Source organism: Stackebrandtia nassauensis DSM 44728, from assembly GCF_000024545.1.
Lineage (GTDB): Bacteria > Actinomycetota > Actinomycetes > Mycobacteriales > Micromonosporaceae > Stackebrandtia > Stackebrandtia nassauensis.
This window is the reverse complement of the sequence record NC_013947.1, coordinates 6764090-6785009: the sequence shown is the minus strand read 5'-3', so window position 1 is coordinate 6785009 and position 20920 is coordinate 6764090. Positions and strand designations below refer to the sequence as shown.

23 protein-coding genes are annotated in these 20920 nt (G+C 68.1%); 15 read left to right on the top strand and 8 right to left on the bottom strand.

All coding sequences use genetic code 11. The features are described from left to right. Positions 1–10: 10 nt before the first annotated feature. The 4 genes from sigM (at position 11) to trxA (ending at position 2764) form a co-directional block, all read left to right on the top strand. Positions 11–649: an RNA polymerase sigma factor SigM gene (gene sigM, locus SNAS_RS31830; RefSeq protein WP_013021620.1), complete on the top strand. Its 639-nt coding sequence runs from the start codon at positions 11–13 to the stop codon at positions 647–649. Further along, a complete protein-coding gene (locus SNAS_RS31825; protein WP_013021619.1) occupies positions 646–1383 on the top strand; it encodes a hypothetical protein in 738 nt (245 codons plus the stop codon). Before sigM ends, SNAS_RS31825 begins: the two co-directional genes overlap by 4 nt. A 104-nt stretch (positions 1384–1487) precedes the next feature. Next, on the top strand, positions 1488–2420 hold the full coding sequence (trxB, locus tag SNAS_RS31820; protein WP_013021618.1) for a thioredoxin-disulfide reductase: 933 nt from the start codon (positions 1488–1490) through the stop codon (positions 2418–2420). Positions 2421–2443: 23 nt separating this feature from the next. Continuing rightward, the gene (trxA, locus tag SNAS_RS31815; protein WP_013021617.1) at positions 2444–2764 is read left to right on the top strand and encodes a thioredoxin; all 321 of its coding nucleotides are present in this window, start codon (positions 2444–2446) and stop codon (positions 2762–2764) included. A 56-nt stretch (positions 2765–2820) separates the two neighbouring features. Here trxA and SNAS_RS31810 read toward each other — a convergent pair whose 3' ends face one another. Further along, on the bottom strand, positions 2821–3141 hold the full coding sequence (locus SNAS_RS31810) for an NIPSNAP family protein (RefSeq protein ID WP_013021616.1): 321 nt from the start codon (positions 3139–3141) through the stop codon (positions 2821–2823). A 34-nt stretch (positions 3142–3175) separates the two neighbouring features. Next, positions 3176–3790, bottom strand: coding sequence for a GNAT family N-acetyltransferase (locus SNAS_RS31805; RefSeq protein ID WP_013021615.1), 615 nt, complete (start codon positions 3788–3790; stop codon positions 3176–3178). Between the two features lie 106 nt (positions 3791–3896). On the opposite strand from SNAS_RS31805, the gene SNAS_RS31800 reads away from it, so the two are divergent. Then, positions 3897–5141, top strand: coding sequence for an aminotransferase-like domain-containing protein (locus SNAS_RS31800; RefSeq protein ID WP_013021614.1), 1245 nt, complete (start codon positions 3897–3899; stop codon positions 5139–5141). After that, positions 5138–6091 (top strand): D-alanine--D-alanine ligase family protein, encoded by a 954-nt coding sequence (locus SNAS_RS31795; RefSeq protein WP_013021613.1) that lies wholly within the window; start codon positions 5138–5140, stop codon positions 6089–6091. The genes SNAS_RS31800 and SNAS_RS31795 overlap by 4 nt, the downstream gene beginning before the upstream one ends. 4 nt (positions 6092–6095) lie before the next feature. Here SNAS_RS31795 and SNAS_RS31790 read toward each other — a convergent pair whose 3' ends face one another. Together SNAS_RS31790 and SNAS_RS31785 are read right to left on the bottom strand one after the other, a co-directional pair. Next, a complete protein-coding gene (locus SNAS_RS31790) occupies positions 6096–6560 on the bottom strand; it encodes a DUF2752 domain-containing protein (RefSeq protein WP_013021612.1) in 465 nt (154 codons plus the stop codon). 5 nt (positions 6561–6565) lie between these two features. Then, positions 6566–6910 (bottom strand): CD225/dispanin family protein, encoded by a 345-nt coding sequence (locus SNAS_RS31785; RefSeq protein WP_013021611.1) that lies wholly within the window; start codon positions 6908–6910, stop codon positions 6566–6568. A gap of 330 nt (positions 6911–7240) precedes the next feature. Between SNAS_RS31785 and SNAS_RS31780 the strand changes: the two genes are divergently transcribed. The 7 genes from SNAS_RS31780 (at position 7241) to SNAS_RS31750 (ending at position 12507) form a co-directional block, all read left to right on the top strand. Beyond that, positions 7241–8014: a hypothetical protein gene (locus SNAS_RS31780; protein WP_013021610.1), complete on the top strand. Its 774-nt coding sequence runs from the start codon at positions 7241–7243 to the stop codon at positions 8012–8014. A 69-nt stretch (positions 8015–8083) separates the two neighbouring features. Next, entirely contained in the window at positions 8084–8764 is a 681-nt protein-coding gene (locus tag SNAS_RS31775) for a hypothetical protein (RefSeq protein WP_013021609.1), read from the top strand. A gap of 36 nt (positions 8765–8800) precedes the next feature. After that, positions 8801–9532 (top strand): hypothetical protein, encoded by a 732-nt coding sequence (locus SNAS_RS33560; RefSeq protein ID WP_013021608.1) that lies wholly within the window; start codon positions 8801–8803, stop codon positions 9530–9532. 55 nt (positions 9533–9587) lie between these two features. Then, a complete protein-coding gene (locus tag SNAS_RS31765; RefSeq protein WP_013021607.1) occupies positions 9588–10367 on the top strand; it encodes an SDR family NAD(P)-dependent oxidoreductase in 780 nt (259 codons plus the stop codon). Between the two features lie 112 nt (positions 10368–10479). Beyond that, complete coding sequence (gene pyrE, locus SNAS_RS31760) at positions 10480–11004, top strand: orotate phosphoribosyltransferase (protein WP_013021606.1); 525 nt, start codon at positions 10480–10482, stop codon at positions 11002–11004. 113 nt (positions 11005–11117) lie between these two features. Next, on the top strand, positions 11118–11492 hold the full coding sequence (locus tag SNAS_RS31755) for an ArsR/SmtB family transcription factor (protein ID WP_013021605.1): 375 nt from the start codon (positions 11118–11120) through the stop codon (positions 11490–11492). Between the two features lie 94 nt (positions 11493–11586). Next, positions 11587–12507, top strand: a complete 921-nt coding sequence (locus SNAS_RS31750; protein WP_144300703.1) for a substrate-binding domain-containing protein — start codon at positions 11587–11589, stop codon at positions 12505–12507. A gap of 27 nt (positions 12508–12534) precedes the next feature. Here SNAS_RS31750 and SNAS_RS31745 read toward each other — a convergent pair whose 3' ends face one another. From SNAS_RS31745 to SNAS_RS31735, 3 genes are all read right to left on the bottom strand, one after another. After that, positions 12535–13689 carry an acyl-CoA dehydrogenase family protein gene (locus SNAS_RS31745; RefSeq protein ID WP_013021603.1) on the bottom strand — a complete coding sequence of 385 codons (1155 nt, stop codon included), beginning with the start codon at positions 13687–13689 and terminating at the stop codon, positions 12535–12537. Positions 13690–13715: 26 nt separating this feature from the next. Then, positions 13716–15239 (bottom strand): acyl-CoA carboxylase subunit beta, encoded by a 1524-nt coding sequence (locus tag SNAS_RS31740; protein WP_041625314.1) that lies wholly within the window; start codon positions 15237–15239, stop codon positions 13716–13718. A gap of 111 nt (positions 15240–15350) precedes the next feature. Beyond that, complete coding sequence (locus tag SNAS_RS31735) at positions 15351–16241, bottom strand: hypothetical protein (protein ID WP_013021601.1); 891 nt, start codon at positions 16239–16241, stop codon at positions 15351–15353. A gap of 290 nt (positions 16242–16531) precedes the next feature. On the opposite strand from SNAS_RS31735, the gene SNAS_RS31730 reads away from it, so the two are divergent. After that, complete coding sequence (locus tag SNAS_RS31730) at positions 16532–17308, top strand: deoxyribonuclease IV (protein WP_013021600.1); 777 nt, start codon at positions 16532–16534, stop codon at positions 17306–17308. Beyond that, complete coding sequence (locus tag SNAS_RS31725) at positions 17305–19482, top strand: brain acid soluble protein 1 (protein WP_013021599.1); 2178 nt, start codon at positions 17305–17307, stop codon at positions 19480–19482. Before SNAS_RS31730 ends, SNAS_RS31725 begins: the two co-directional genes overlap by 4 nt. Here SNAS_RS31725 and SNAS_RS31720 read toward each other — a convergent pair. Further along, the gene (locus SNAS_RS31720; RefSeq protein ID WP_211207288.1) at positions 19472–20896 is read right to left on the bottom strand and encodes a glycosyltransferase family 87 protein; all 1425 of its coding nucleotides are present in this window, start codon (positions 20894–20896) and stop codon (positions 19472–19474) included. The two genes, SNAS_RS31725 and SNAS_RS31720, sit on opposite strands and share 11 nt — an antisense overlap. Positions 20897–20920: the final 24 nt, after the last annotated feature.

Below are 20920 nucleotides of genomic sequence, written 5' to 3'. Positions count from 1 at the left end.
GCGATAACCCATGGCTGACCTTTCCGGCTGCGACGACAAGGAACTGTTGCGCCGTCACGCCACCGGAGGCGACCGGGACGCGTTCGGCGAACTGTTCCGGCGGCACCGGGATCGGCTGTGGGCGGTGGCGCTGCGGACGCTGTCGGACCCCGAGGAGGCCGCCGACGCGTTGCAGGACGCCATGGTCAACGCCTACCGGGCCGCGGCCCGGTTCCGGGGCGACTCGGCGGTCACGACCTGGCTGCACCGCATCGTCGTCAACGCCTGCCTGGACCGGGTGCGGCGCAAGCAGGCCCGTCCGGCGGTGCCGATGTCGGACCAGCTGCCGGAACCGGCGATGCCCGGCGCCGACCCCGCCGACGCGGCCGGGGTGCTGGCGGTGCGGCAGGCACTGGCGGAACTGCCCTTCGACCAGCGGGCCGTCGTGGTCTACATCGACATGCTCGGCTACCCGGTGGCCGACGTGGCCGCGATCCTCGAGATCCCGGCCGGAACCGTGAAGAGCCGGGCGTCGAGAGCGCGCTCACAGTTGGCGACTTTGTTGAGCGAGATAGGGAACCGGGCCCCGGCCGGCGACGTCGGACCAATAGCGGGACCCGACGCCGGTGATCCGGCCACCACCACCTCGGGGAAGGAGGAGAAGCAGTGACGACGAACCCGGCGCCACACGGCGACGAGGCGGACGCGGCGGTCACCGCCGGTCTGCGGGCACTGTCACAGTCCTATCCGGACATGCCCTCCCAGGTGGCGGAACGGTTGGAGCGGACCCTGGCCGAGCTGCCGGAACTGACCGCTCCCGACACCGCGCTCGCGCCCGCTCCGAAGCCGAAACAGCCGTGGTGGCGCCGCCGCTACGCGCTGGCCTCGGCCAGCCTGGCCGTGGCCGCCTTCGTGGCGGGCGGGATCCTGATCGCCCAGTTCACCCCGATGAACTCCGACGCCGCCACCAACGCCGAGGGCAACTCCGAGTCCTCGGTGCAGCCGTTCGACAAGGAACGCGACAACCCCGGCGAGAACGACCAGTCCGAGAAGGACTCCGGCACCGACTCGGAGGGCTCGGCGTACCGGATGTCCTACTCCGGCACCGACTACTCCGAGTCCGACCTGGCTCGGGCCCGCGGCCTGTCGGCCACCGGCGACAAGGCGGCACTGGACCCGGCGCTGGAACCCCTCTCCACCGACAAGTCCGTCCGGGATGCCTGTCTGTCCGAGCTGACCGGTACCTACGGCGGCAGCGTCGAGTCGGTCGACTTCGGACAGTATGAGGGCGAACCCGCGATGGTCGCCGTCGTGGCGGACGAATCGTCCGGCGGGACGGTAGCCGCGGTGGGCCCCGACTGCCGTTCCGGCGATCCCCAAGTGCTCGGATCGGCGAAGTTCTAGCCCGCTGGGCCACAAGACGGTGGCGGGCACCTCACCCCGGAATGCTTCGTACGTACCATGTCGTTGACGCATGGGACAACTACGCCACCATAAGGAGCATCTAGGTGAGCGACATCCGCAACGTGATCATCATCGGTTCCGGCCCGGCCGGGTACACCGCAGCGCTGTACACAGCGCGAGCGGACCTCAAACCCCTGGTCATCGAGGGGGCCGAATCGGGTGGCGCGTTGATGACCACCACCGACGTCGAGAACTTCCCCGGCTTCGCGGACGGCATCATGGGGCCTGACCTCATGGACACGATGCGCAAGCAGGCCGAACGCTTCGGCGCCGAACTTCTCACCGACGACGTCACCAAGGTGGAACTGACCGGCAAGGTCAAGACCGTGTGGGTGGGGGACACCGCCTACAAGGCGCACGCGGTGATCCTGGCGACCGGTTCGGCCTGGCGCCCGATCGGCATCCCCGGCGAGCAGGAGCTGCTCGGCCACGGGGTGTCGTCCTGCGCCACCTGCGACGGCTTCTTCTTCAAGGGCCAGCACATCGCCGTGGTCGGCGGTGGCGACTCCGCGATGGAGGAGGCCACCTTCCTGACCAAGTTCGCCGAGTCGGTGACGATCGTCCACCGCCGGGACTCGTTCCGGGCCTCGAAGATCATGGCGGACCGGGCGCTGTCCAACCCCAAGATCAAGGTCGAGTGGAACACCGTCGTGGACAAGGTCGTCGGCGACCAGAAGGTCACCGGCCTGGAGGTGCGCGACGTGACCACCGGCAAGACCCGCACCCTGGACGCCACCGGCATGTTCGTCGCGATCGGGCACGACCCGCGCAGCGCGTTGTTCGCCGACCAGGTGGACACCGACGACGAGGGTTACGTCAAGGTCGACTCACCCAGCACCAGGACCAACCTGGCGGGCGTCTTCGCCGCGGGCGACCTGGTCGACAACACCTACCGGCAGGCCATCACGGCCTCCGGCACCGGCTGCGCCGCGGCGCTCGACGCCGAGCGCTATGTCGCCGCCCTGGAAACCGAGTAACCAATCAAAAGGACTAAATGACAATGGGAAGTATGAAGGCGGTCACCGACGCCAGCTTCAAAGCCGACGTGCTCGACGCCGACAAACCGGTACTCGTCGACTTCTGGGCGGAGTGGTGCGGGCCGTGCCGCAAGGTATCGCCGGTGCTTGAGGAACTCGCGACCGAGATGTCGGACAAGGTCCGGGTCGTCAAGGTGGACACCGACGCCAACCCGAACACCATGCGCCAGTACCAGATCATGAGCGTGCCCACGATCATGCTGTTCAAGGGTGGCGAGCAGGTCGGCGCCATCGTCGGCGCCAAGCCCAAGAGCGAGATCCGCAAGCTCATCGAGTCCGTCTGAACCGACGCTTCACGCATCGCGGCACCCGAGGCCCTCGGGTGCCGCGATGCTTCGCGTCATGGGGTCGCCGGTTCGGGTAGCAGTGGCCGCATGAAGGTCCGTTCGTACCGCAGCACGCAGCCGCTCTCGTCCCTGATGCGGTCGGCCGCGACGAAGTCGGGGTCGACGCCGAACAGTTTCCGGTACTCCTCGTAGGCGGCGAGGCTGGGAAAGCTGAACAGCGCGAGGGCCTTGTCGCTGGCCCCCTCCGACGGGAGGAAGTAACCGTGGTGGGTGCCGCCGTGGCGGTTGACCAGCTCGATCCAGCGGTGCCCGAAGCGCTCGAAGGCGTCGGTCTTCGCCGGATCGATCACGTATTCGACGACGCAGGTGATCATGGCCGACCCTAACAAGCCGGGCGGCTTGGGCGACTCAGGCGGGCGTCACCGAGGCCAGCCAGCGTTCCACCTCGTGTTCGATGGCCCCGGCGCCGGTCCCCCAGCCGGGCAGCCGCCGCAGGTCCAGTCGCAGCCGGGGATAGTGCGGGTGGGCGCGGACGGTCTTGAAACCCACCGCCCGGAAGAACTCGGCCGGGGCGACACAGGCCCCGGTCTCACCCCGGGTGTCCCCGAACGCCTCCAGCGCGGTGATCCCCCGTTTGGCGAGGTCGTGGGCCGCGGCCTGCACCAGCAGCCTCCCCAGTCCGATCTCGGCGTAGGCCGGGGTCACGTGCGCGGTCATCAGCAGCGCGGCGTCGGCCGAGGCCGGGCCGGACGGAAACTCCGCCGCCCTGGGCACGTAGCGCGGGTCGGCGTAGGTGATGAAACCGGCGGGCATCCCGTCGACATAGGCGATCCGGCCGCAGCTGCCCCATTCGAGCAGCGTCGCCGACACCCACGCCTCCTTGTCGAGGGCGGGGTCGTCGCAGGCACCCCTGACCTGAGCGCCGGTACATTCCGGCGCGACCTCCCAGAACACACACCCCCTGCACTGCCGAGGCAGGTCATCGAGCGTGTCGAGCGTCAAACTCCCCATTCGTCGCGACACCCGGTACATCCTAGCCATGTGTGACGTACACGTGACAGAAATCAAGTTTTTACCCGAACGGGTGGCGGAGTAGGCTGGCACGAACTTTGTGCCGCGAGGAGGTTCCATGTCCACGAAGACGACGCAGGACGACTACTCCGACCGCTACGCGGCACGCGTACACGGCATGGCCCAGTCCGAGATCCGGGCACTGTTCTCCGTCGCCAGTCGTCCCGAGGTGGTGTCGCTGGCGGGCGGCAACCCCTTCACCGCCGCCCTCGACATGGACGAGCTCGGCGAGATGTTCGCCCGGCTGCTGGCCGAGGACGGCGCGAAGTCGCTGCTGTACTGCCCCGGACAGGGCGATGTCGCGCTGCGGGAACAGATCTGCGAGGTCATGGCGCTGACCGGCATCGACGTCACCGCCGGGGCCTCCCCCGACGACGTCGTGGTCACCGTCGGCGCCCAGCAGGGACTCGACCTGCTGTGCCGGGTGTTCCTCGACCCCGGCGACGTGGTGCTGGCCGAGGGCCCCACCTACGTGGGGGCGCTGGGCGTGTTCCAGGCCGCGCAGGCCCGGGTGCGGCACGTGGCCATGGACGACGAGGGCCTGATCCCCGCAGCGCTGGAGACCGCGATCGCCGAGGCGCCGACGCGGCCGAAGTTCCTGTACACCGTCCCGACGTACCAGAACCCCACCGGCGTGACGCTGTCGGAATCGCGGCGGCAGGAGGTGCTGGAGATCTGCGACCGGCACGGCCTGCTCATCGTCGAGGACGATCCCTACGGGATGCTCAGCTTCGACGGCAACACCGCCACCCCGTTGCGCGCCAGGCGAAGCGAGAACGTCTTCTACGTCGGCACCTTCTCCAAGATCTTCGCCGCCGGGCTGCGGGTCGGCTGGGTGCTGGCCCCGCCGGCGGTGCGCGACAAGCTCGTGATGGCCTCCGAGGCGGCGGTGCTGTGCCCGTCCACGTTCACGCAGGCCGCCGCGACCCGCTACCTGACCACGATGCCGTGGCAGCAGCAGGTCAAGACCTTCTCGACCCTCTACTGTGAACGCCGGGACACCATGCTGGCGGCCATGTCCGACCACTTCCCGGCCGCCATGACCTGGACCCACCCCGGCGGCGGACTGTTCGTGTGGGCGAACCTGCCCGAGGGCCTGGACTCCAAGGCGATGCTGCCGCAGGCGCTGGCGGCCCGGGTCGCCTACGTCCCGGGCACCGGCTTCTACGCCGACGGCTCCGGCGCCGGGCAGATGCGGCTCAACTTCTCGTTCCCGCCCGGCGACGAGATCCGGGAGGGCATTCGCAGGCTCTCCGGGGTCATCAATTCCGCGGCCCGACTGCGCGATACCTTCACGACATGAGGCAAGACGCACGGGTTCTCGTTCTGGCGGGCGGGCTGTCGTACGAGCGGGAGGTGTCGCTGCGTTCCGGCCGCCGGGTCGCCGACGCCCTGTCCCGCGCGAACGTCCACGCCGAACTGCGCGACGTGGACACCAACCTGCTGCCCGACCTGATCGCCGATCCGCCCGACGCGGTGGTGTTCGCGCTGCACGGCGGCAACGGCGAGGACGGTTCGCTGCGCAGCGTCCTTGACCTCATCGGCATCCCCTACGTCGGCCCGGACGCCGACGCGGCCCGCCGCGCCTGGGACAAACCCACCGCCAAGGCGCTGCTGCGTGACGCCGGACTGCCCACCCCGGAATGGATCGCGCTGCCGCGCGAGACCTTCTCCGACCTGGGCGCGGCGAAACTGCTGGACCGCATCGTCGACAAGCTCGGCGTTCCGCTGGCCGTCAAACCGGCCCGGGGCGGTTCCGGCCTGGGGGTGGCGGTGGTGCGCACCGCCGAGGAACTGCCCGCCGCCATGATCGGCTGCTTCGCCTACGGCGACGTGGCGCTGGTGGAGGCGTTCGCGCCCGGCAAGGACATCGCCGTGGGTGTCGTCGACACCGGCGACGGACCCAGGGTCTTTCCGGCCGTGGAGATCGAGCCCTCCGGCGACGCCTACGACTTCGCCGCCCGCTACAACCCGGGTGCCTCCACCTGGCACGTCCCGGCCCGGCTGGCGCCGCGCGTCTCGGAGGACGTCGCGGCCGTCGCCACCGCCGCGTTCCGGACGCTGGGCCTGCGGGACCTGTCCCGTATCGACATGATGGTCCCGCAAGCCGGTCCGCCGCTGGTGCTGGAGGCCAAGGTGGTGCCCGGCATGACCGAGACCTCGCTGCTGCCGATGGCCTGCGAGGCCGCCGGTCACGACCTGGGAGAACTGATGGCCGGTCTCGTCGACCGCGCCATCGCCCGCGCGAAGTAGCGGCCTATCTCCACTTGAGATCGCCGGGCGCGACCCCGTAGGGCGCCAGGAACGCCAGCGGTTCCAGGTTGCGCAGGAACCAGAACGCGAGCAGCCCGACCAGCAGCGCCCAGATGAAGGAGGCCGGGACCATGCGTTTTCGGATGCTCCGGCCGAGGTACCGCTCCGTCGCCCACCGGACATAGTGGAAGACCGCCATCGGGATCATGACGCACACGGTGAGGATGTTCAGCGACAGCGCGGTGCCGATGTCGAAGTGCACCAGCGCGTGGATGGCGCGCAGGCTGCCGCAACCGGGGCAGTAGAAGCCGGTGAACATGAGGAACGGGCAGGTCGGGTAGTGACCGGCCTCGTTGGGGTCCTTGACACCGATGTAGGTGACGAGGCCGACCGTGAACACGAGAACACCCGCCGGCTCCAACAGTGGAAACCGTTGGCGCAGGCGGGTGGGGAACGTCAGTGTCGGCATTGAGCCTAGTAGCCGCTGTAGTCGTTCGGGTCGTACGACTCGCTGAGACCGAACAGGGCGGCGCCGAGCACGAAGTACAGGATGAGCCACAGGACCACCCAGGCGGCGCCCGCGATGAACGCGATGGTCATCCACTTCTTGGCCTGCTCGGAGGCCTGCTGCGCACCGTTGGCGTCGCCGGCGGCCCACGCCGAGTTCACCTTGGACGCGTTGATGATGGCCGGGATCGCGAAGGGCCAGCAGCAGAAGATCGCGATGATCGAGCCGACCATGTAGTTCGAGGGCGGGGCCCCGCCGGGCTGCTGGCCGTAGCCGGGCTGCTGCGGATATCCCGGTTGCTGATAGGACATTGGTGATTCAGCCTTTCTTAGGCGCTGACGCTGGAATTTCGTACGAGTGCCGTATGGTTGCTGGCAGGTGTATCACATTTATAGAGGTGCCGGGCGTCAACCTACTACATGAAGATCGCCCCAAACCAACGTCGGTGCAGGATTTAATGAACTGTGCCAAGACCGTGACAGTTCCGCAATTCTCCATTCAGTCAACGACAGCATGTTGCCGTCCTAACTACGGAATGGTTGAGGCCCAACAACAGCCAGTTGTTCGATCCGAGTGGTCACTTTGGCCAAGTAGGGTGGCGGGTGAGAGGATTCACTCACGGGACAGTGAAAGGCGCATCGATGACCTATCCACCACAGCCCGGTGGTTACGACCCCTATGGTCAGCAGCAACCGAACTACGGCCCACAGTCCAGCGGCCCGCCCTACCAGGAGCCCATGACGAGCGTGCCCTCGTCCCCGGCGGGCGGTTACGGACAGCCCGCCTACCCGCCGCAGCCGCCGCCCGGATACGGCATGTCCGCCCCGGTGCCCGAGCCCGGTGAACGCCCGCAGAAGGTCACCGTCGGCGCGATGTCCATGGTCGGCCTCGCGGTTTTGTGGATGTTCTCGGCGTTGATGGGCGTCGTCTTCTACAACCAAATGTCCTCTAATATGGAGGATTATTGTAAGGATCTCTACAGCGACACCACCTATGACTATTCGTCCAGTTGCAGCGACTCCATGGACACCGGTGGTTTCCAATTGTTCCTGAACTTCTTCAATTTCCTGTGGTTGCTCGCGTTCATCATCGTGGCGCTGTTCGCCTTGCGCGGCTTCAGTTGGGCGCGAATCACCTCGTTCATTCTCAACGGGGTCAGCCTCGCCTGGAACCTCATCGTCATGGTCTGCGCCGGTATCTTCTTCGCGGCCCTGGAATCCGTGTCCAGCAGCACCAGTTCCAGTTCCAGCGCGAACGTGGACGACATCATCCCCGGCTGGTACATGCCCTCGGTGCTCATCATCAGCATCCTGTCGATGGCCATCTCGGTGGTCAGCCTCATCATGATGGCCAACCGGGAGGCGGGCGACTGGTTCAAGGCCAACACCCAGGCGCGGGCGGCCGGAGTCATTTAACAACGGCGCGCCGGAGCAGTACCCTGGTGCACTCTCACCAAAGCGAACTACGTAGGACGGCAGTACCTCATGACCTACCCACCTCAACCCGGTGGTCAAGACCCTTATGGTCAGCAGCAGCCCGGCTACGGCCAGCAGCCGGGCTACAGTCCACAGCAGCCGGTCACCGGGGTGCCATCGTCCCCGGCGGGCGGTTACGGGCAGCCCGCGTACCCGCCGCAGCAGCCGCCCGGTTACGGCATGGGCACCCCGGTGCCCGAGCCGGGTGACCGTCCCGGCATGGTCACCACCGCGGCGATGCTCATGGTGGCGATGACCGTCATCTCGCTGCTGATGGGCGCCCTGGGGATCTACTTCTCCATCGAGGACGCGAACTCGTCGATCTCCGAGGACGCCGCGTCGGTCGGGCGCACGGTGTCCATAGTCGTCGGGGTGCTGTACCTGGTCGTCGGCATCGGCGTGATCGTACTGGCACTGGGCGTGCTCCGGGGTTACAACTGGGCCCGGATCACCACCTGGGTCGTGTATGGACTCTTCGCTCTGTGTGGCCTGTGCGGGCTGCTGGGGTCGTTCGGGATCCTGTCCGAGACGAGCACCACCAGCACCGACACGACCGGCGGGATCATCGTCATGCTGGGCCTGGTGCTGATGCTCGTCATCGAGGGCATCACGGTGGGGCTCTTGGCCGCGCCGGTCTCGAACCAGTGGTTCCGGGAGGTCAGTCTCGCCAAACGGGCCGGAGTGATCTGATCCCCCTTCGTGGGCGTGGTGGAGTACGGTACGCCCATGTCGACACATTTCGAAGTCCCCGGTCAGCGGGATCGGCCCACTTCAGTCAGCGTCGCGGTGTACGCGCAGTTCGCGGTCGGGGCGCTCGGCGTCATCGCCACCGTCATCGGCGTCATCCAGACCGCGGACATGATGGGCCGCGTGGAGAAGGCCATCACCGACACCGGCAGCGTCAACTCCGCCGACGTTGACACCGTCATCGGATTCGCCTCGGCGGTGAGCTACGCGCTCATCTTCGCGTCGCTGCTGTTCGCCCTGGCCGTCGCCATCATGGGGATCTTCAACCTGAAGGGCAAGAACGGTGCCCGCATCACCACCTGGGTGCTGGCCGGGCTCGGGCTGCTGTGCGGCGTCTGCGGTTCCATCAGCGGTGCCGCCAACTCGCTGGGCGGCAACTCCAGCACCGCCAACGACGAACTGACCAAGGCGATGGAGCGAGCCCTCGGCGATGTGCCGGCCTGGTACAACATCAGCAACCTCGCCGTCACCGTCCTGGACGTGATCCTGTACCTGGCGATCATCATCCTGCTGGCGATACCGGCGTCCAACGACTTCTTCCGCAAGCCCAAGAACAATGTGGACGTCATGTTGCCGCCGGAAGCCTATATGGACGCGCCGCCTCCGCCGCCCGCGCCCGGAACCCAGCCGCCTCCGCCGCCCGCGGCTCCCGAGGCGCAGCCGCCGCAGCAGCCGCGTCCCGACGACGACCCCGGAACGCCCAAGCCGTGACGCTGCGCATCGGCCACCGTGACACCGTCGCGGTGGCCGATGCGATGATGGGCGCATGGCAACCGCACTGATAACCGGAGCGACGGCGGGGATCGGTGCCGCCTTCGCGCGTCTGCTCGCCGCCCGGGGCAACGACCTGATCGTGGTGTCCCGGGACGAGAAGCGGTTGACGGCCACCGCGGCCGAACTGGCCGAGGCCCACGGCGTCGACGTCCGTCCCGTCGCCGCCGATCTGACCGACGACGCCGACTGTGCCACTGTGGCCACTCACGCCGCCGAAGTGGACCTGCTCGTCAACAACGCGGGCATGGCGCTCCGCAAGGGATTCACCTACAACGATCTGTCCGATGAGGAACGGATCCTGAACCTCAACGTCCGGTCGGTGCTGCGGCTGACCCACGCCGCGCTGCCGGCGATGGCCGGACGCGGGCGCGGGGCCATCGTCAACGTGTCCTCTGTGGCCGGATTCGCGCCGACGTCGCCCAACTCGACCTATGGCGCGGGCAAGGCCTGGGTCACGAACTTCAGCCAGTCGCTGGCACCCGTCGCTCGCGAGGACGGGGTCCGGGTGATGGCGCTGTGTCCGGGTTTCGTGCGCACGGAGTTCCACGAACGTGCCGGTATCGATATGAGCGGCACCCCCGGCTGGATGTTGATGGACGCCGATTTCGTCGCCGAGACCGCGATGCGAGACCTGTTGCGGGGCAAGACGGTCAGTGTCCCATCGTTCACATATAAACTCATAGTGTCGGGAATCCGACACATACCGCTGAACTGGTGGCCGACGCTGGCCACACAGGGCTCGAAGGTGATGCGGAGAGGATATTCGCGCTGATCAGCACTAATATTTGATTATGTCAATATTTTGTGGTCTGGGCCACATGGGCGTGACCACACCCTGACACTCCGGGGTGATAGCACCTGAAGGGGTGACGTAGGCTCAAGCCGTGTCGGATCGGGAAGAGCTGCTCGCATACATCAATACCCTGGCTGTCGTACGTGGACGCATCACACTGTCCAGCGGCCAGGAAGCCGACGCCTATGTCGACCTGCGCCGGGTGGTCATGCACCACGAGGCGGCGCCGCTGGTGGGCCGGGTTATGTGCGAGCTGACTTCCGATTGGGATTTCGAAGCCGTCGGTGGCCTGACCCTGGGGGCCGACCCCGTGGCGATGGCCATGCTGCATCACTCCAAGCGGCCAATGGACGCCTTCGTGGTGAGGAAATCCGAGAAGACACACGGACTGTCGAGGCGCATCGAAGGGCCCGACGTGCCAGGACGCCGGGTGCTGGCGGTCGAGGACACCTCGACCACAGGTAGTAGTGTGTTGACGGCCGTCAATGTGCTACGTGCCGCCGGAGCCGAACCGGTCGGAGTCGCGGTCGTCGTCGACCGTGGCGCAGGCGACGCGGTTCGGGAGGCAGGGCTGGATTACCGAGCGGCATACACCCTTGACGAGCTACAACTGTAAATATTTCGAGGCCACCATTCCCTCAATGACCTCGAATGATTCCGCCCCTCACTGAACGTCCATACAGTCCGTAGTGATATAAATACTAATCGATCGTTTTTTGGTGAGAGGAAATGACAGTGGTACGCGTAATCGCCGACGCCACAACTCCAGCGTCTCCCGTGGCGGGAGACCCGATCCCGCGCAAGGACGCCGAACGTATCGCCGGTGTGCTCAAGGCACTGGCCGACCCCAACCGGCTGCGACTGATCAGCCTGATCCAGTCGCAGGACGGCGGGGAAGCCTGCGTCTGCGAACTGACCGAACCGCTCGGTCTGTCGCAGCCGACCATCAGCCACCACCTCCGGATCCTCACCGAGGCCGGACTCGTCGAACGCGACAAGCGGGGCGTGTGGGCTTACTTCCGGGTGCTGCCGGAGACCCTCAACGCCGTGGCGGAACTGCTGACTCCGCCGAAGCGCCGCGGCCGTCGCCGCCACAGCCACTAAGGGCTCCCGACACGAACGTCGGCGGCGCGGTGACCGCACCCGCGCCGCCCATCGGAGATACGTCGATATCCTTCGATTCGTCTACACTCGGTGCGTGGCTCCTCGACATCGCAGACCCGCTCGCCTGACCCCCCGGGCCAGGCGCACGCTGCTGGGACTGGCCATGGTCGCCGTTCTCGCCCCGGTCGCGGGGGTGGCCCTGGGCTCGGCCATCGGCGATGTCAAGGACTGCGGCGAGGAGGTCAAGGTCGATGTGGCCGCCGCCCCCGAGATCGCCCCGGTCCTCGCCGACTACGCGAAATCCTGGACCGCCACCGCGGCGCCGTCCAAGGGCGTGTGCGTCTCCGTCGAGGTCAAACCGATGGACTCGGCCTCGGTCGCGGCCGGCTTCGCCAAGAAGCACGGCGTCGACCTGGATCTCGGCGGCAGCCCCGTCAACCGGGTGGAACTGCCCGACGTGTGGGTGCCGGAGTCGATGACCTGGCTGGCGCGGCTGGGCGGCGACCTGAAGGGCGTGCTGGCCGCCGACGAGGTGTCCTCGGTCGCCGAGAGCCGGGTGGGTCTGGCGGTCCCCGAGTCCAAGGAGGGCGACAACCCGCCGACCGGCAGCTGGGGCGACGCCACCGTGACCGCGCGCGATCCTCGCGTCGACGCGGCCAGCCTCGCGTTGGCGATCGGCAGCGTCAAGGACTCCAAGGCCAAGCCGAGCTTCGACGCCGACGGACTGGAAGTGGTCTCCAACGCACAGTGGATGATCCACAACAAGGAGAACCCGGGCGACAAATGGACCTTCGTCGAACCCTCGCCGCCGTTGCGCCCCTTCGACTATCCGTACGTGACACTGTCGAAACAGGACGACGAGCTGCGCAAGGCCACCGAGGCGTTCAAGTCCGCATTGGTCAGTGACAAGTTCACCGGACCGCTGTCCGAGCACGGCATGTCGAAGGCCGGTCCCTATCCGCAACCCGTCGCCCCCGAGGACGTCGAGGCGGCCCTCAAACAAAAGTGGGCCTAGAGCGGCCGGAACCGGCCTGACGACTCGTTACGACGGCACTCCCAGGTCGCGGGCGATCAGCATCCGCTGGATCTCCGAGGTGCCCTCGCCGATCTCGAGGATCTTGGAGTCGCGCCACATCCGGGCCACCGGGGTCTCGTTCATGAACCCGTAGCCGCCGAAGATCTGGGTCGCGGCCCGCGAGTTGTCGACCGCGGCGTTGGAGGCGTGCAGCTTGGCGATCGAGGCCTGGCGCTTGAACGGCGCGTCGGCGCGCATCCGGGCCGCCGCGTCGTAGTAGCCCAGCCGGGCCGTGTGGGCCCGCAGCTCCATGTCGGCGATCGCGAACTGGATCGCCTGGAAGTCACCGATCGGGTGCCCGAAGGCGTGCCGCTCCTTGGCGTAGCGGATCGACTCGTCGACACAGCCCTGCGCCAGACCGGTGGCCAGCGCCGCGATAGCGATGCGGCCCTCGTCCAGGATCCGCAGGAACTGCGCGTAGCCGCGGCCGCGTTCGCCCAGCAGGTTCGCCGCCGGTACCCGGCAGTCGTCGAAGAACAGTTCCCGGGTGTCGGAGGAACTCCAGCCGACCTTGGAGTACTTGGGTCCCACGGTGAAGCCCGGGGTGTCGCGCGGCACGATGATCGTCGAGATCTCCTTGTGGCCGTCGGGCTTGGTGCCGGTGACGGCCGTGACCGTGACGAACTCGGTGATGTCGGTGCCCGCGTTGGTGATGAAGCACTTGCCGCCGTTGATGACCCACTCGTCGCCGTCCAGGACCGCCCGGGTCTTGGTGGCGCCCGCGTCGGAGCCGCCGTCGGGCTCGGTCAGACCGAAGGCCGCCAGCGCCTCACCCCGGCACAGCTTCGGCAGCCAGCGTTGCTTCTGCTCGTCGGTGCCGAAGCGGTAGATCGGCATCGCGCCCAGCGACACCGCCGCCTCGACGGTGATCGCCAGCGAGGAGTCGACCCGGCCCAGTTCCTCCAGCGCCAGGCACAACATGAAGTAGTCGCCGCCCGCGCCGCCGTACTTGTCGTCGAAGCAGGCCCCGAAGATGCCCATCTCGCCCAGCTGCGCGACCAGCTTGTACGGGAACTCACCGCGCTCGTACAGGTCGCCCGCCACCGGTGCGACCTTCTCGCGCGCGAACTCCTCCACCGCCTCCCGAAGGGCGGTCTCCTCTGTGCTCAGTCGAAAATCCATGACCGTCGTCCTTTACGAGTAGGGCCTTATACGGGGGTGACGCCGTGTCGGCGACGGGAGAAGCTTCTGTCCTTGCCGCGCAGCGCGGCGTACCGGGCGATGAGGTCGTCGCGCAGCGACTCGGGCTCGACGATGTCGTCGATGACGAGCTCACTGGCCAGCCGGACGATGTCGATGTCCGCCTCGTACTCGGTGCGCTTGGTGTCGACGAACTCGGCCCGCTCGTCCTCGTCCTCGATGGCGGCGATCTTGCGGGCGTAGACGGCGTTGACGGCCGCCTCGGCGCCCATCACGGCGATCTTGGCGGTCGGCAGCGCCAGCGTCGCGTCCGGCCCGAAACCGGGTCCGGCCATGGCGTACAGCCCGGCGCCGTAGGCCTTGCGGACCACGACGCAGATCTTGGGGACGGTGGCCTCGGAGACGGCCGAGACCATCTTGGCGCCGTGCCGGATGATGCCCTGCTTCTCGACCGCGCTGCCCACCATGAATCCGGGCACGTCGGCCAGGAACAGCAGCGGCACGTTGAAGGCGTCGCACAGCTGCACGAACCGGGAGGCCTTGTCGGCGGAGTCGACGAACAGCACCCCGCCCTTGAACATCGAGTTGTTGGCGACCACGCCGACGGTCTCGCCGTTGAGCCGCCCGAAACCGGTGACCAGTTCCTTGGCCCAGCGCGCCTGGATCTCGAAGAACGAGCCCTCGTCCAGGATTCCCTTGGCGTACTTGCGCATGTCGAAGGCTTGCCGCTCGCTGGCGGGCACCATGGCGCGCAGGTCGGTGCCGGGCGCGGGCGCGGGCTCGACGGCGGGTGGTTGGGCGGTCCAGTTGTCCGGCAGGTACGACAGGTAGTCCTTGACGACGTCGAGGGCCTCGTCCTCGTCCTTGCACAGGAAGTGCCCGACGCCGGACTCGGTGCAGTGCACCTTCGCGCCGCCCATGTCCTCCAGCGTGGTCTTCTCGCCGGTGACCATCTCGACCATCCGGTCCGAGCCCAGGTACATCGACGAGTTCTTGTCGACCATCGCGACGACGTCGCAGAACGCCGGGACGTAGGCGCCGCCGGCGGCGCTGGGGCCGAACAGGGCGCACACCTGCGGGATCGAGCCGGAGGCGCGCACCTGGTTGTAGAAGATGCGTCCCGCGCCCCGGCGGCCCGGGAACAGCTCCACCTGGTCGGTGATGCGGGCACCGGCGGAGTCCACCAGGTAGACCATCGGGACGCCGCGCTCGTAGGCCCGGTCGGTGATGCGAACCATCTTCTCGACGGTCCGCGCCCCCCAGGAACCGGCCTTGACCGTGGAGTCGTTGGCCAGTAGGCACACCGGACGTCCGTTGATCCGGGCGGTCCCGGTGACGACGCCGTCGGCGGGCAGGCCCTCGGCCATCGCGTTGGCGAAGTAGCCGTCCTCGACGAAGGAGTCGGGGTCGACCAGCCGGGCGATGCGCTCCCGCGCGAACAGCTTTCCCTTGGCGGCGTTGGCTTCGTGATACTTGCTCGCGCCGCCGGAGGCGATTTCCGACCTCAGTTTCCGAGTGTCCACCGGCACCATCCCTGCTTTTAGAAAGCACTGACTTGACTTAACGTTCATTAAGCGTAGAGCATCAGAAAAAGAGCGCCCAGTTTGACTGGACGCTCTTTCTCGAAAGCTACTAACCGCAGCCTAGGCGCGCGAGGCGGCCCGGCTGGTGATGAAGGTGCGCAGGGCCGCGAACCCGACCCCGGCCAGGCACAGCGCGGCGAGGGCCGCCAGCAGTGCGGAGGCGGAGTTCTCGGTGCTGACCTTGTTGGCGGCGTCGACCTTCGTGGCGTCGTCGCTGCCGCTGTCGGAACCGCCCGGGGCGGCCTGGTCCTCGGACTGCTCGGCGTCGTCACCCTTGTTCGGGTCGCCCGCCTTGCCCTCGGCCTTGGGCTTCTTGCCGGTGTCCGGCGAGTCGCCGGGCTTGTCGGCGCCCTCGGCGGCGGAGTCGCTGTCGCCGTTGCCGCCACCGGCGGAGTCGCCGCCGTTGCCGGAGCCACCGCCGTTGCCGCTGCCGCCGCCGTTGTCACCGTTGCTGCCGTCGTGCGAGTCCATCTTCGGCTTGACCTTGATGGTGGTCTTGTCGGAGTGGTCCTCCGGCATGATCAGGCACTTGGGTGACATCAGCGCCTCGGTGCTGTTGGTCAGCGTGATGGTCTTGGAGTCACCCTCCTCCACCTTGCTCTCGCCCGCGCCGATGCGCAGGGTCGCGTCAGTGCCGAGGTTGTTGGTGAAGGTGACCTTGTCGCCGGACGTGACCGTCAGCGACTCCTTGTCGGGGGTGGAGTTGTTGCCTAGACCGGCTCCCAGGGCGCCGCAGCTGCCCGAGAACACGATCTCCCGCTCGGAGCCCTCGGCGGTGGCCGTGCTGGTGCCGAGGAAGCCCATCGTCACGGCGCCCGCCACGACCACGGCCGTCGCGGCGCCGAGGTAGCGCCGTCGGGCGGTCTTGTTACGGACTACGGGTGCCCGGCGTACGTTACCCGGGCGCGGGTATGGACTGGGTCGCCTGTCGCGATCTCCAGTAGCGCGCATCAATGCTTCTCCTACCTACGGGATGTGTGCCCCGTTCGGGACGGGGCCGAGCACACCGGCTTGCGCGTCGGTACGCCCACGTTATATGGGTCGATGAAGCGGCGCAAGACCACGAGACATCGACCGATGTCTTTTTCCCCGTGCCACCGCTGCCGCGGATGGTAGTACTCGATATTGCGTTATGGATAACGAGACAACCCATGGAGGGTAACGCGCGCTCGCCAGGTCGTTGTGAGCCGGGTCGCCGATGGCGGTGTGGCGGTGTCGGTCGGACAAGTACTCTCGCCGGTATGCGTATCGGATCCCACGTTGACGCCAGCAGCCCACTGGACGAGGCCGCCAAGCGCGGCGCCGAGGTGGTGCAGTTCTTCATCGGCGATCCGCAGGGCTGGAAGAAACCGGAGTCCCGGCCCGACGCCGAGGCGCTGCGGGCCAGCGACGTCGACATCTTCGTGCACGCGCCCTACGTCATCAACGTCGCCTCGCCGAACAACCGGATCCGGATCCCGAGCCGCAAGCTGCTGCTGCAACAGGCGCGGGTGGCCGCCGAGATCGGCGCCAAGGGGCTGATCGTCCACGGCGGGCACGTGACCAAGGACGAGGACATGGCCGTCGGCTTCGCCAACTGGCGCAAGGCCTTCGAGTTCGGGGCCGACCAGGGTGGCTTCGGGCTGCCGATCCTCATCGAGAACACCGCGGGCGGCGACAAGGCCTGCGCCCGCCGCCTGGAGAACATCGAGCGGCTGTGGGAGGCGGTGGGCGACTTCGATCCCGGCTTCTGCCTCGACACCTGTCACGCCCACGCGGGCGGCCTGGACCTGTCCGATGTGGTCGACCGTGCCAAGGCCATCACGGGACACATCGACCTGATCCACGCCAACGATTCCCGCGACACCTTCGACTCCGGCCGCGACCGTCACGCCAACCTCGGCGCCGGGCACATCGACCCTCAGCGAATTGTCGATATCATCTCGGCTGCGAGGTGTCCGGCGGTCGTGGAAACACCCGGCGACGCCGAGGCGCAGTCGGCAGATATCGCACTGATCCGGGAGCACCTGAAGACATGAGCTCTGAAGACGCCAGCCGGTCCGCGGCCAACACCGTGACCCCCGGCGACGGCGCCGAGCCGCCAGCAGCGGACACCCCCGCCCCGACCCCCGACACCCCAGCGGCCGAACCGGCGAAGACCCCGGCGGCCAGGACCGCCGAACCCGACGCGGACGTCCTCGCCGCCGAACCCGCCGTCGGCGAGCCGTCGAACGCCGTGACGGCCGAGACGCCGTCCGTCGACGACGCGGCCGAGCCGACGGACGATGCCCCGGCCGAGAGCCCAGCCGCGTCCGACGCCGCCGCCGTCGATCCCGAGGCCGACACGCTGGAGACGACGGCCGTGGACGGCACCGAGGCGGAGCCCGCCGACCCCGAGGTCGGGCGCTGGCGCCGGTTCGCCGCCACCGAACCGACCGCCGAGCCGGAACCCGCCGCGTGGCCGCGGCGGGCACTGCGTCGCACCGGCACGGCACTGCGCGGCGAGAACGCCATCGCCGCGATGGTCAGCGTGGTGCTCACGCTCGCGATGAACTGGAAGGTGCTGCGCGACCCGCTGCACTCGATCCCGCACGACCTCGGCGACCCGCTGTTGCAGACCTACACGCTGGCGTGGCCCGGTTCGGTGCTGTTCGACGATCCCGGTCAGCTGTGGAACGCCAGCAACTTCTATCCGAACCGGCTGTCGTTCGCGTTCACCGACACGCTGCTGGGCTACCTGCCCGCGTCGCTGATCGGTACCGGCCACGAGGCCGCGCTGCTGCGCTACAACGTCCTGTACCTGTTCACCTTCGCGCTGGCGTTCTTCGGCTGCTACGTGCTGCTGCGGCAGCTGGGCGCCCGGGTCGCCGGTTCGGCCATCGGCGCCGCCGCCGTCGCCTACGCCCCGTGGAAGCTGGCCCAGGCCGGGCACCTGCACATCCTGTCCATCGGCGGCATCGCGCTGTCGCTGGCGATGCTGGCCCGGGGCCACGGCTACTCACTGCGGCACGGCTACCGCGCCGAGCGCACCAAGTGGGGCTGGGTCATCGGCGGCTGGCTGGTGGCGGCCTGGCAGGTGAGCATCGGTTTCGGCGTCGGGGTCGGCTTCGGCTACCTGCTGGGCGGCATCGTCGTCGTGTCGATGCTGATCTTCGCGGGCAAGAACGTCATCGCCTCGCTCAACAAGCGCATCGGGCCGCGCATCCCGTGGCGGGTGCTGGTGGCCGACCTGGTCGGCATGCTGGCCTTCGCCGGGATCAGCCTCGCGCTGGCCATCCCGTTCTTCCAGGTGCTCAAGGAACACCCCGAGGCCGAACGCTCCCTTGAGGAGGTCGGATTCTTCTCGCCGGTGTGGTCGAGCTTCCTGATCAGCCCCGAGGAGTCGGCCGTGTGGGGCGAGGCCCACGCCGGTGCCCGCGAGGGCATGCCCTGGCCGCCCGAGACCACGCTGTTGGTCGGCTTCACCGTGCTGGCACTGGCCATCGTCGGCCTGATCTGGTCGACCTGGACGCCGCGGCAGCGGGCGTTCCTGGCGCTGGGCACCACCGTGTCGGTGGCGCTGGCGCTGGGCACCAACTTCCTCGACAAGGGCGCCTGGGCCTACGGCCTGGCCTACGAGTACCTGCCCGGCTTCGACGGCCTGCGCACCCCGGGACGGCTGGTGTTCTTCACCAGCCTGTTCCTGTCGATACTGGCCGCGGGCACCCTGACCCGGCTGGCCGACCAGCTCGACAGTTACGCCACCATGGACCGTGTCGACACCCGGTTCCGCGCCGCGGTCCCGGCCCCGCTGCGGGTGGCGCTGCTGCTGCCGTTGCTGCTGGTCCTCGCCGAGGGCTACAGCGCCGCCGAGGTCAAAAAGGTCCCCGAGCCGCCGGTCGCGATGTCCCAACTGGCCGAACCGGTGCTGATCCTGCCGTCCGACGGCTGGCACGACTCGATGATCCAGTACTGGAGCGTCGACGGCTTCCCGCGCATCGTCAACGGCACCGCCGGTTTCACACCCACCAATCAGGACGAGATCCGGCAGCACGCGCTGACCTTCCCGTCCGAGAAGAGCGTCGCCGACCTGCGCGCCGACGGCATCAAGACCGTGGTGGCGGTGCGGTCGCTGCTGGAGGGCAGCCAGTGGGACTACCTGCAGGACATACCCAGCCGCGACTCCACCATCACGGTGGAGGACCGGGGGGCGGTGCTGATCTTCACGCTGTGAGCCCGAGCGGCGTCTTCGGGTTGATGGGCGGCGCGAGCAGACCCGAGTCGGGATCGAGGCCGCCGTAGGACGCGCGCACCACGTCCAGGCGCGGGTTCAGCGTCTCGCGCACCACCAGCGCGCACAGCGCGATGACGGTGCCCAGCCGGGTGATCGACGCGGCCACGAACACCCACTCGGGCGCGATCAGGGCCCAGGCCGGTACCGGGCTGTCGTCCGAATTGGAGGCCGCCAGCAGTTCGCCGTAGAAGGCCACGAAGTAGAACAGCTCGGCGGCCTGCCACAGCAGGAAGGTGCGCCACCGGGGCCGGGCCAGCACCGCCAGCGGCAGCAGCCACAGCAGGTACTGCTGCGACCAGACCTTGCCGGTGATCAGGAACGCCGCGATCACCAGGAACGACAGCTGCGCGAACCGGGGCGGCTCGGGGGCCTTCAGGGTCAGCACGGCGATGGCCACACAGGACAGCGCGAACAGCACCAGGTAGGCGTAGTTGAGGAAGTCGACGTTGTTGAGGGTGGTCCCGATGGCCGACTCGGGTCCGGCGAAGTCGCGCAGGACGTACCACAGTGTCCCCCAGTCGATGCCGCGCTCGGAGTTGAGCTGGAAGAACCGCAGCCAGCCCTCGCGGGCGAACAGGATGAACGGCAGGTTCACCGCCAGCCAGGTCCCGGCCGCGATGCCCACACAGGACAGTGCCGGGCCGAGGCGCCGGTTGCGGAAGGCCAGCACCAGCATCGGACCGGCCAACAGCAGCGGGTAGAACTTCGCGGCCACCGCCAGTCCCAACAGGACACCGGCGAGCACCGGCCGGCGACGCGCCCAGGCCAGCAGGAAGAACACGGTCAGCCCGACCGCCAGCAGGTCCCAGTTGACCAGGCCGGTGAACAGCAGCGCCGGGGCGCCGACCACGAGCATGGCGTCCCAGGGGCGGCGTTCGCGGCGCAGCCCGTACACGGCGGCGATCGTGCCCATGCCGAAGACGAGCAGCACGATGGCGTTGAGGTGGTAGTAGAGCGTGCCGCCGCCGTCGCCGAGCCCGGCGTGGGCGAGCAGTCCGGCCGCCCCCATGAGGATCCCGGTCAGCACCGGGTACTCGACCGGATGGTCGAAATAGGGCACCGCGCCCTCGTTGAGCCGCTCGGCCCCCCACAGTGCCCGGATGTCGGTGTAACACAGCCGGGTGTACTGCTCGAAGTCCTGCCAGTTGCCGTCGGCGCACGGCAGTTTCTGCAGCCAGGCCAGCGCGAACATGAGGATGCCCGACAGCAGGATGACCCGTGGCGGAATCCAGAACCGGCGCCGGGGCGGGTCGATCGCTTGCCGCCCAAGGGGTCCGCCGATGAGCCGGGACAGCGAGGCCACCACGGGATCGGTACGAGAGGGCGCTTCGGGGCCCGGAGTCGGTCTGGTCATCATCGGCCATGATGCCTTGCGGAC

Bases quoted from the DNA above. Each gene is read 5' to 3' on its own strand.
- sigM (WP_013021620.1), top strand. From the start codon at position 11: ATGGCTGACCTTTCCGGCTGCGACGACAAGGAACTGTTGCGCCGTCAC.
- trxA (WP_013021617.1), top strand. From the start codon at position 2,444: ATGGGAAGTATGAAGGCGGTCACCGACGCCAGCTTCAAAGCCGACGTG.
- SNAS_RS31810 (WP_013021616.1), bottom strand. From the start codon at position 3,141: ATGATCACCTGCGTCGTCGAATACGTGATCGATCCGGCGAAGACCGAC.
- SNAS_RS31800 (WP_013021614.1), top strand. From the start codon at position 3,897: ATGTCCACGAAGACGACGCAGGACGACTACTCCGACCGCTACGCGGCA.
- SNAS_RS31795 (WP_013021613.1), top strand. From the start codon at position 5,138: ATGAGGCAAGACGCACGGGTTCTCGTTCTGGCGGGCGGGCTGTCGTAC.
- SNAS_RS31790 (WP_013021612.1), bottom strand. From the start codon at position 6,560: ATGCCGACACTGACGTTCCCCACCCGCCTGCGCCAACGGTTTCCACTG.
- SNAS_RS31785 (WP_013021611.1), bottom strand. From the start codon at position 6,910: ATGTCCTATCAGCAACCGGGATATCCGCAGCAGCCCGGCTACGGCCAG.
- SNAS_RS31780 (WP_013021610.1), top strand. From the start codon at position 7,241: ATGACCTATCCACCACAGCCCGGTGGTTACGACCCCTATGGTCAGCAG.
- SNAS_RS31775 (WP_013021609.1), top strand. From the start codon at position 8,084: ATGACCTACCCACCTCAACCCGGTGGTCAAGACCCTTATGGTCAGCAG.
- SNAS_RS33560 (WP_013021608.1), top strand. From the start codon at position 8,801: ATGTCGACACATTTCGAAGTCCCCGGTCAGCGGGATCGGCCCACTTCA.
- SNAS_RS31765 (WP_013021607.1), top strand. From the start codon at position 9,588: ATGGCAACCGCACTGATAACCGGAGCGACGGCGGGGATCGGTGCCGCC.
- SNAS_RS31755 (WP_013021605.1), top strand. From the start codon at position 11,118: ATGACAGTGGTACGCGTAATCGCCGACGCCACAACTCCAGCGTCTCCC.
- SNAS_RS31745 (WP_013021603.1), bottom strand. From the start codon at position 13,689: ATGGATTTTCGACTGAGCACAGAGGAGACCGCCCTTCGGGAGGCGGTG.
- SNAS_RS31740 (WP_041625314.1), bottom strand. From the start codon at position 15,239: ATGGTGCCGGTGGACACTCGGAAACTGAGGTCGGAAATCGCCTCCGGC.
- SNAS_RS31735 (WP_013021601.1), bottom strand. From the start codon at position 16,241: ATGCGCGCTACTGGAGATCGCGACAGGCGACCCAGTCCATACCCGCGC.
- SNAS_RS31730 (WP_013021600.1), top strand. From the start codon at position 16,532: ATGCGTATCGGATCCCACGTTGACGCCAGCAGCCCACTGGACGAGGCC.
- SNAS_RS31725 (WP_013021599.1), top strand. From the start codon at position 17,305: ATGAGCTCTGAAGACGCCAGCCGGTCCGCGGCCAACACCGTGACCCCC.
- SNAS_RS31720 (WP_211207288.1), bottom strand. From the start codon at position 20,896: ATGACCAGACCGACTCCGGGCCCCGAAGCGCCCTCTCGTACCGATCCC.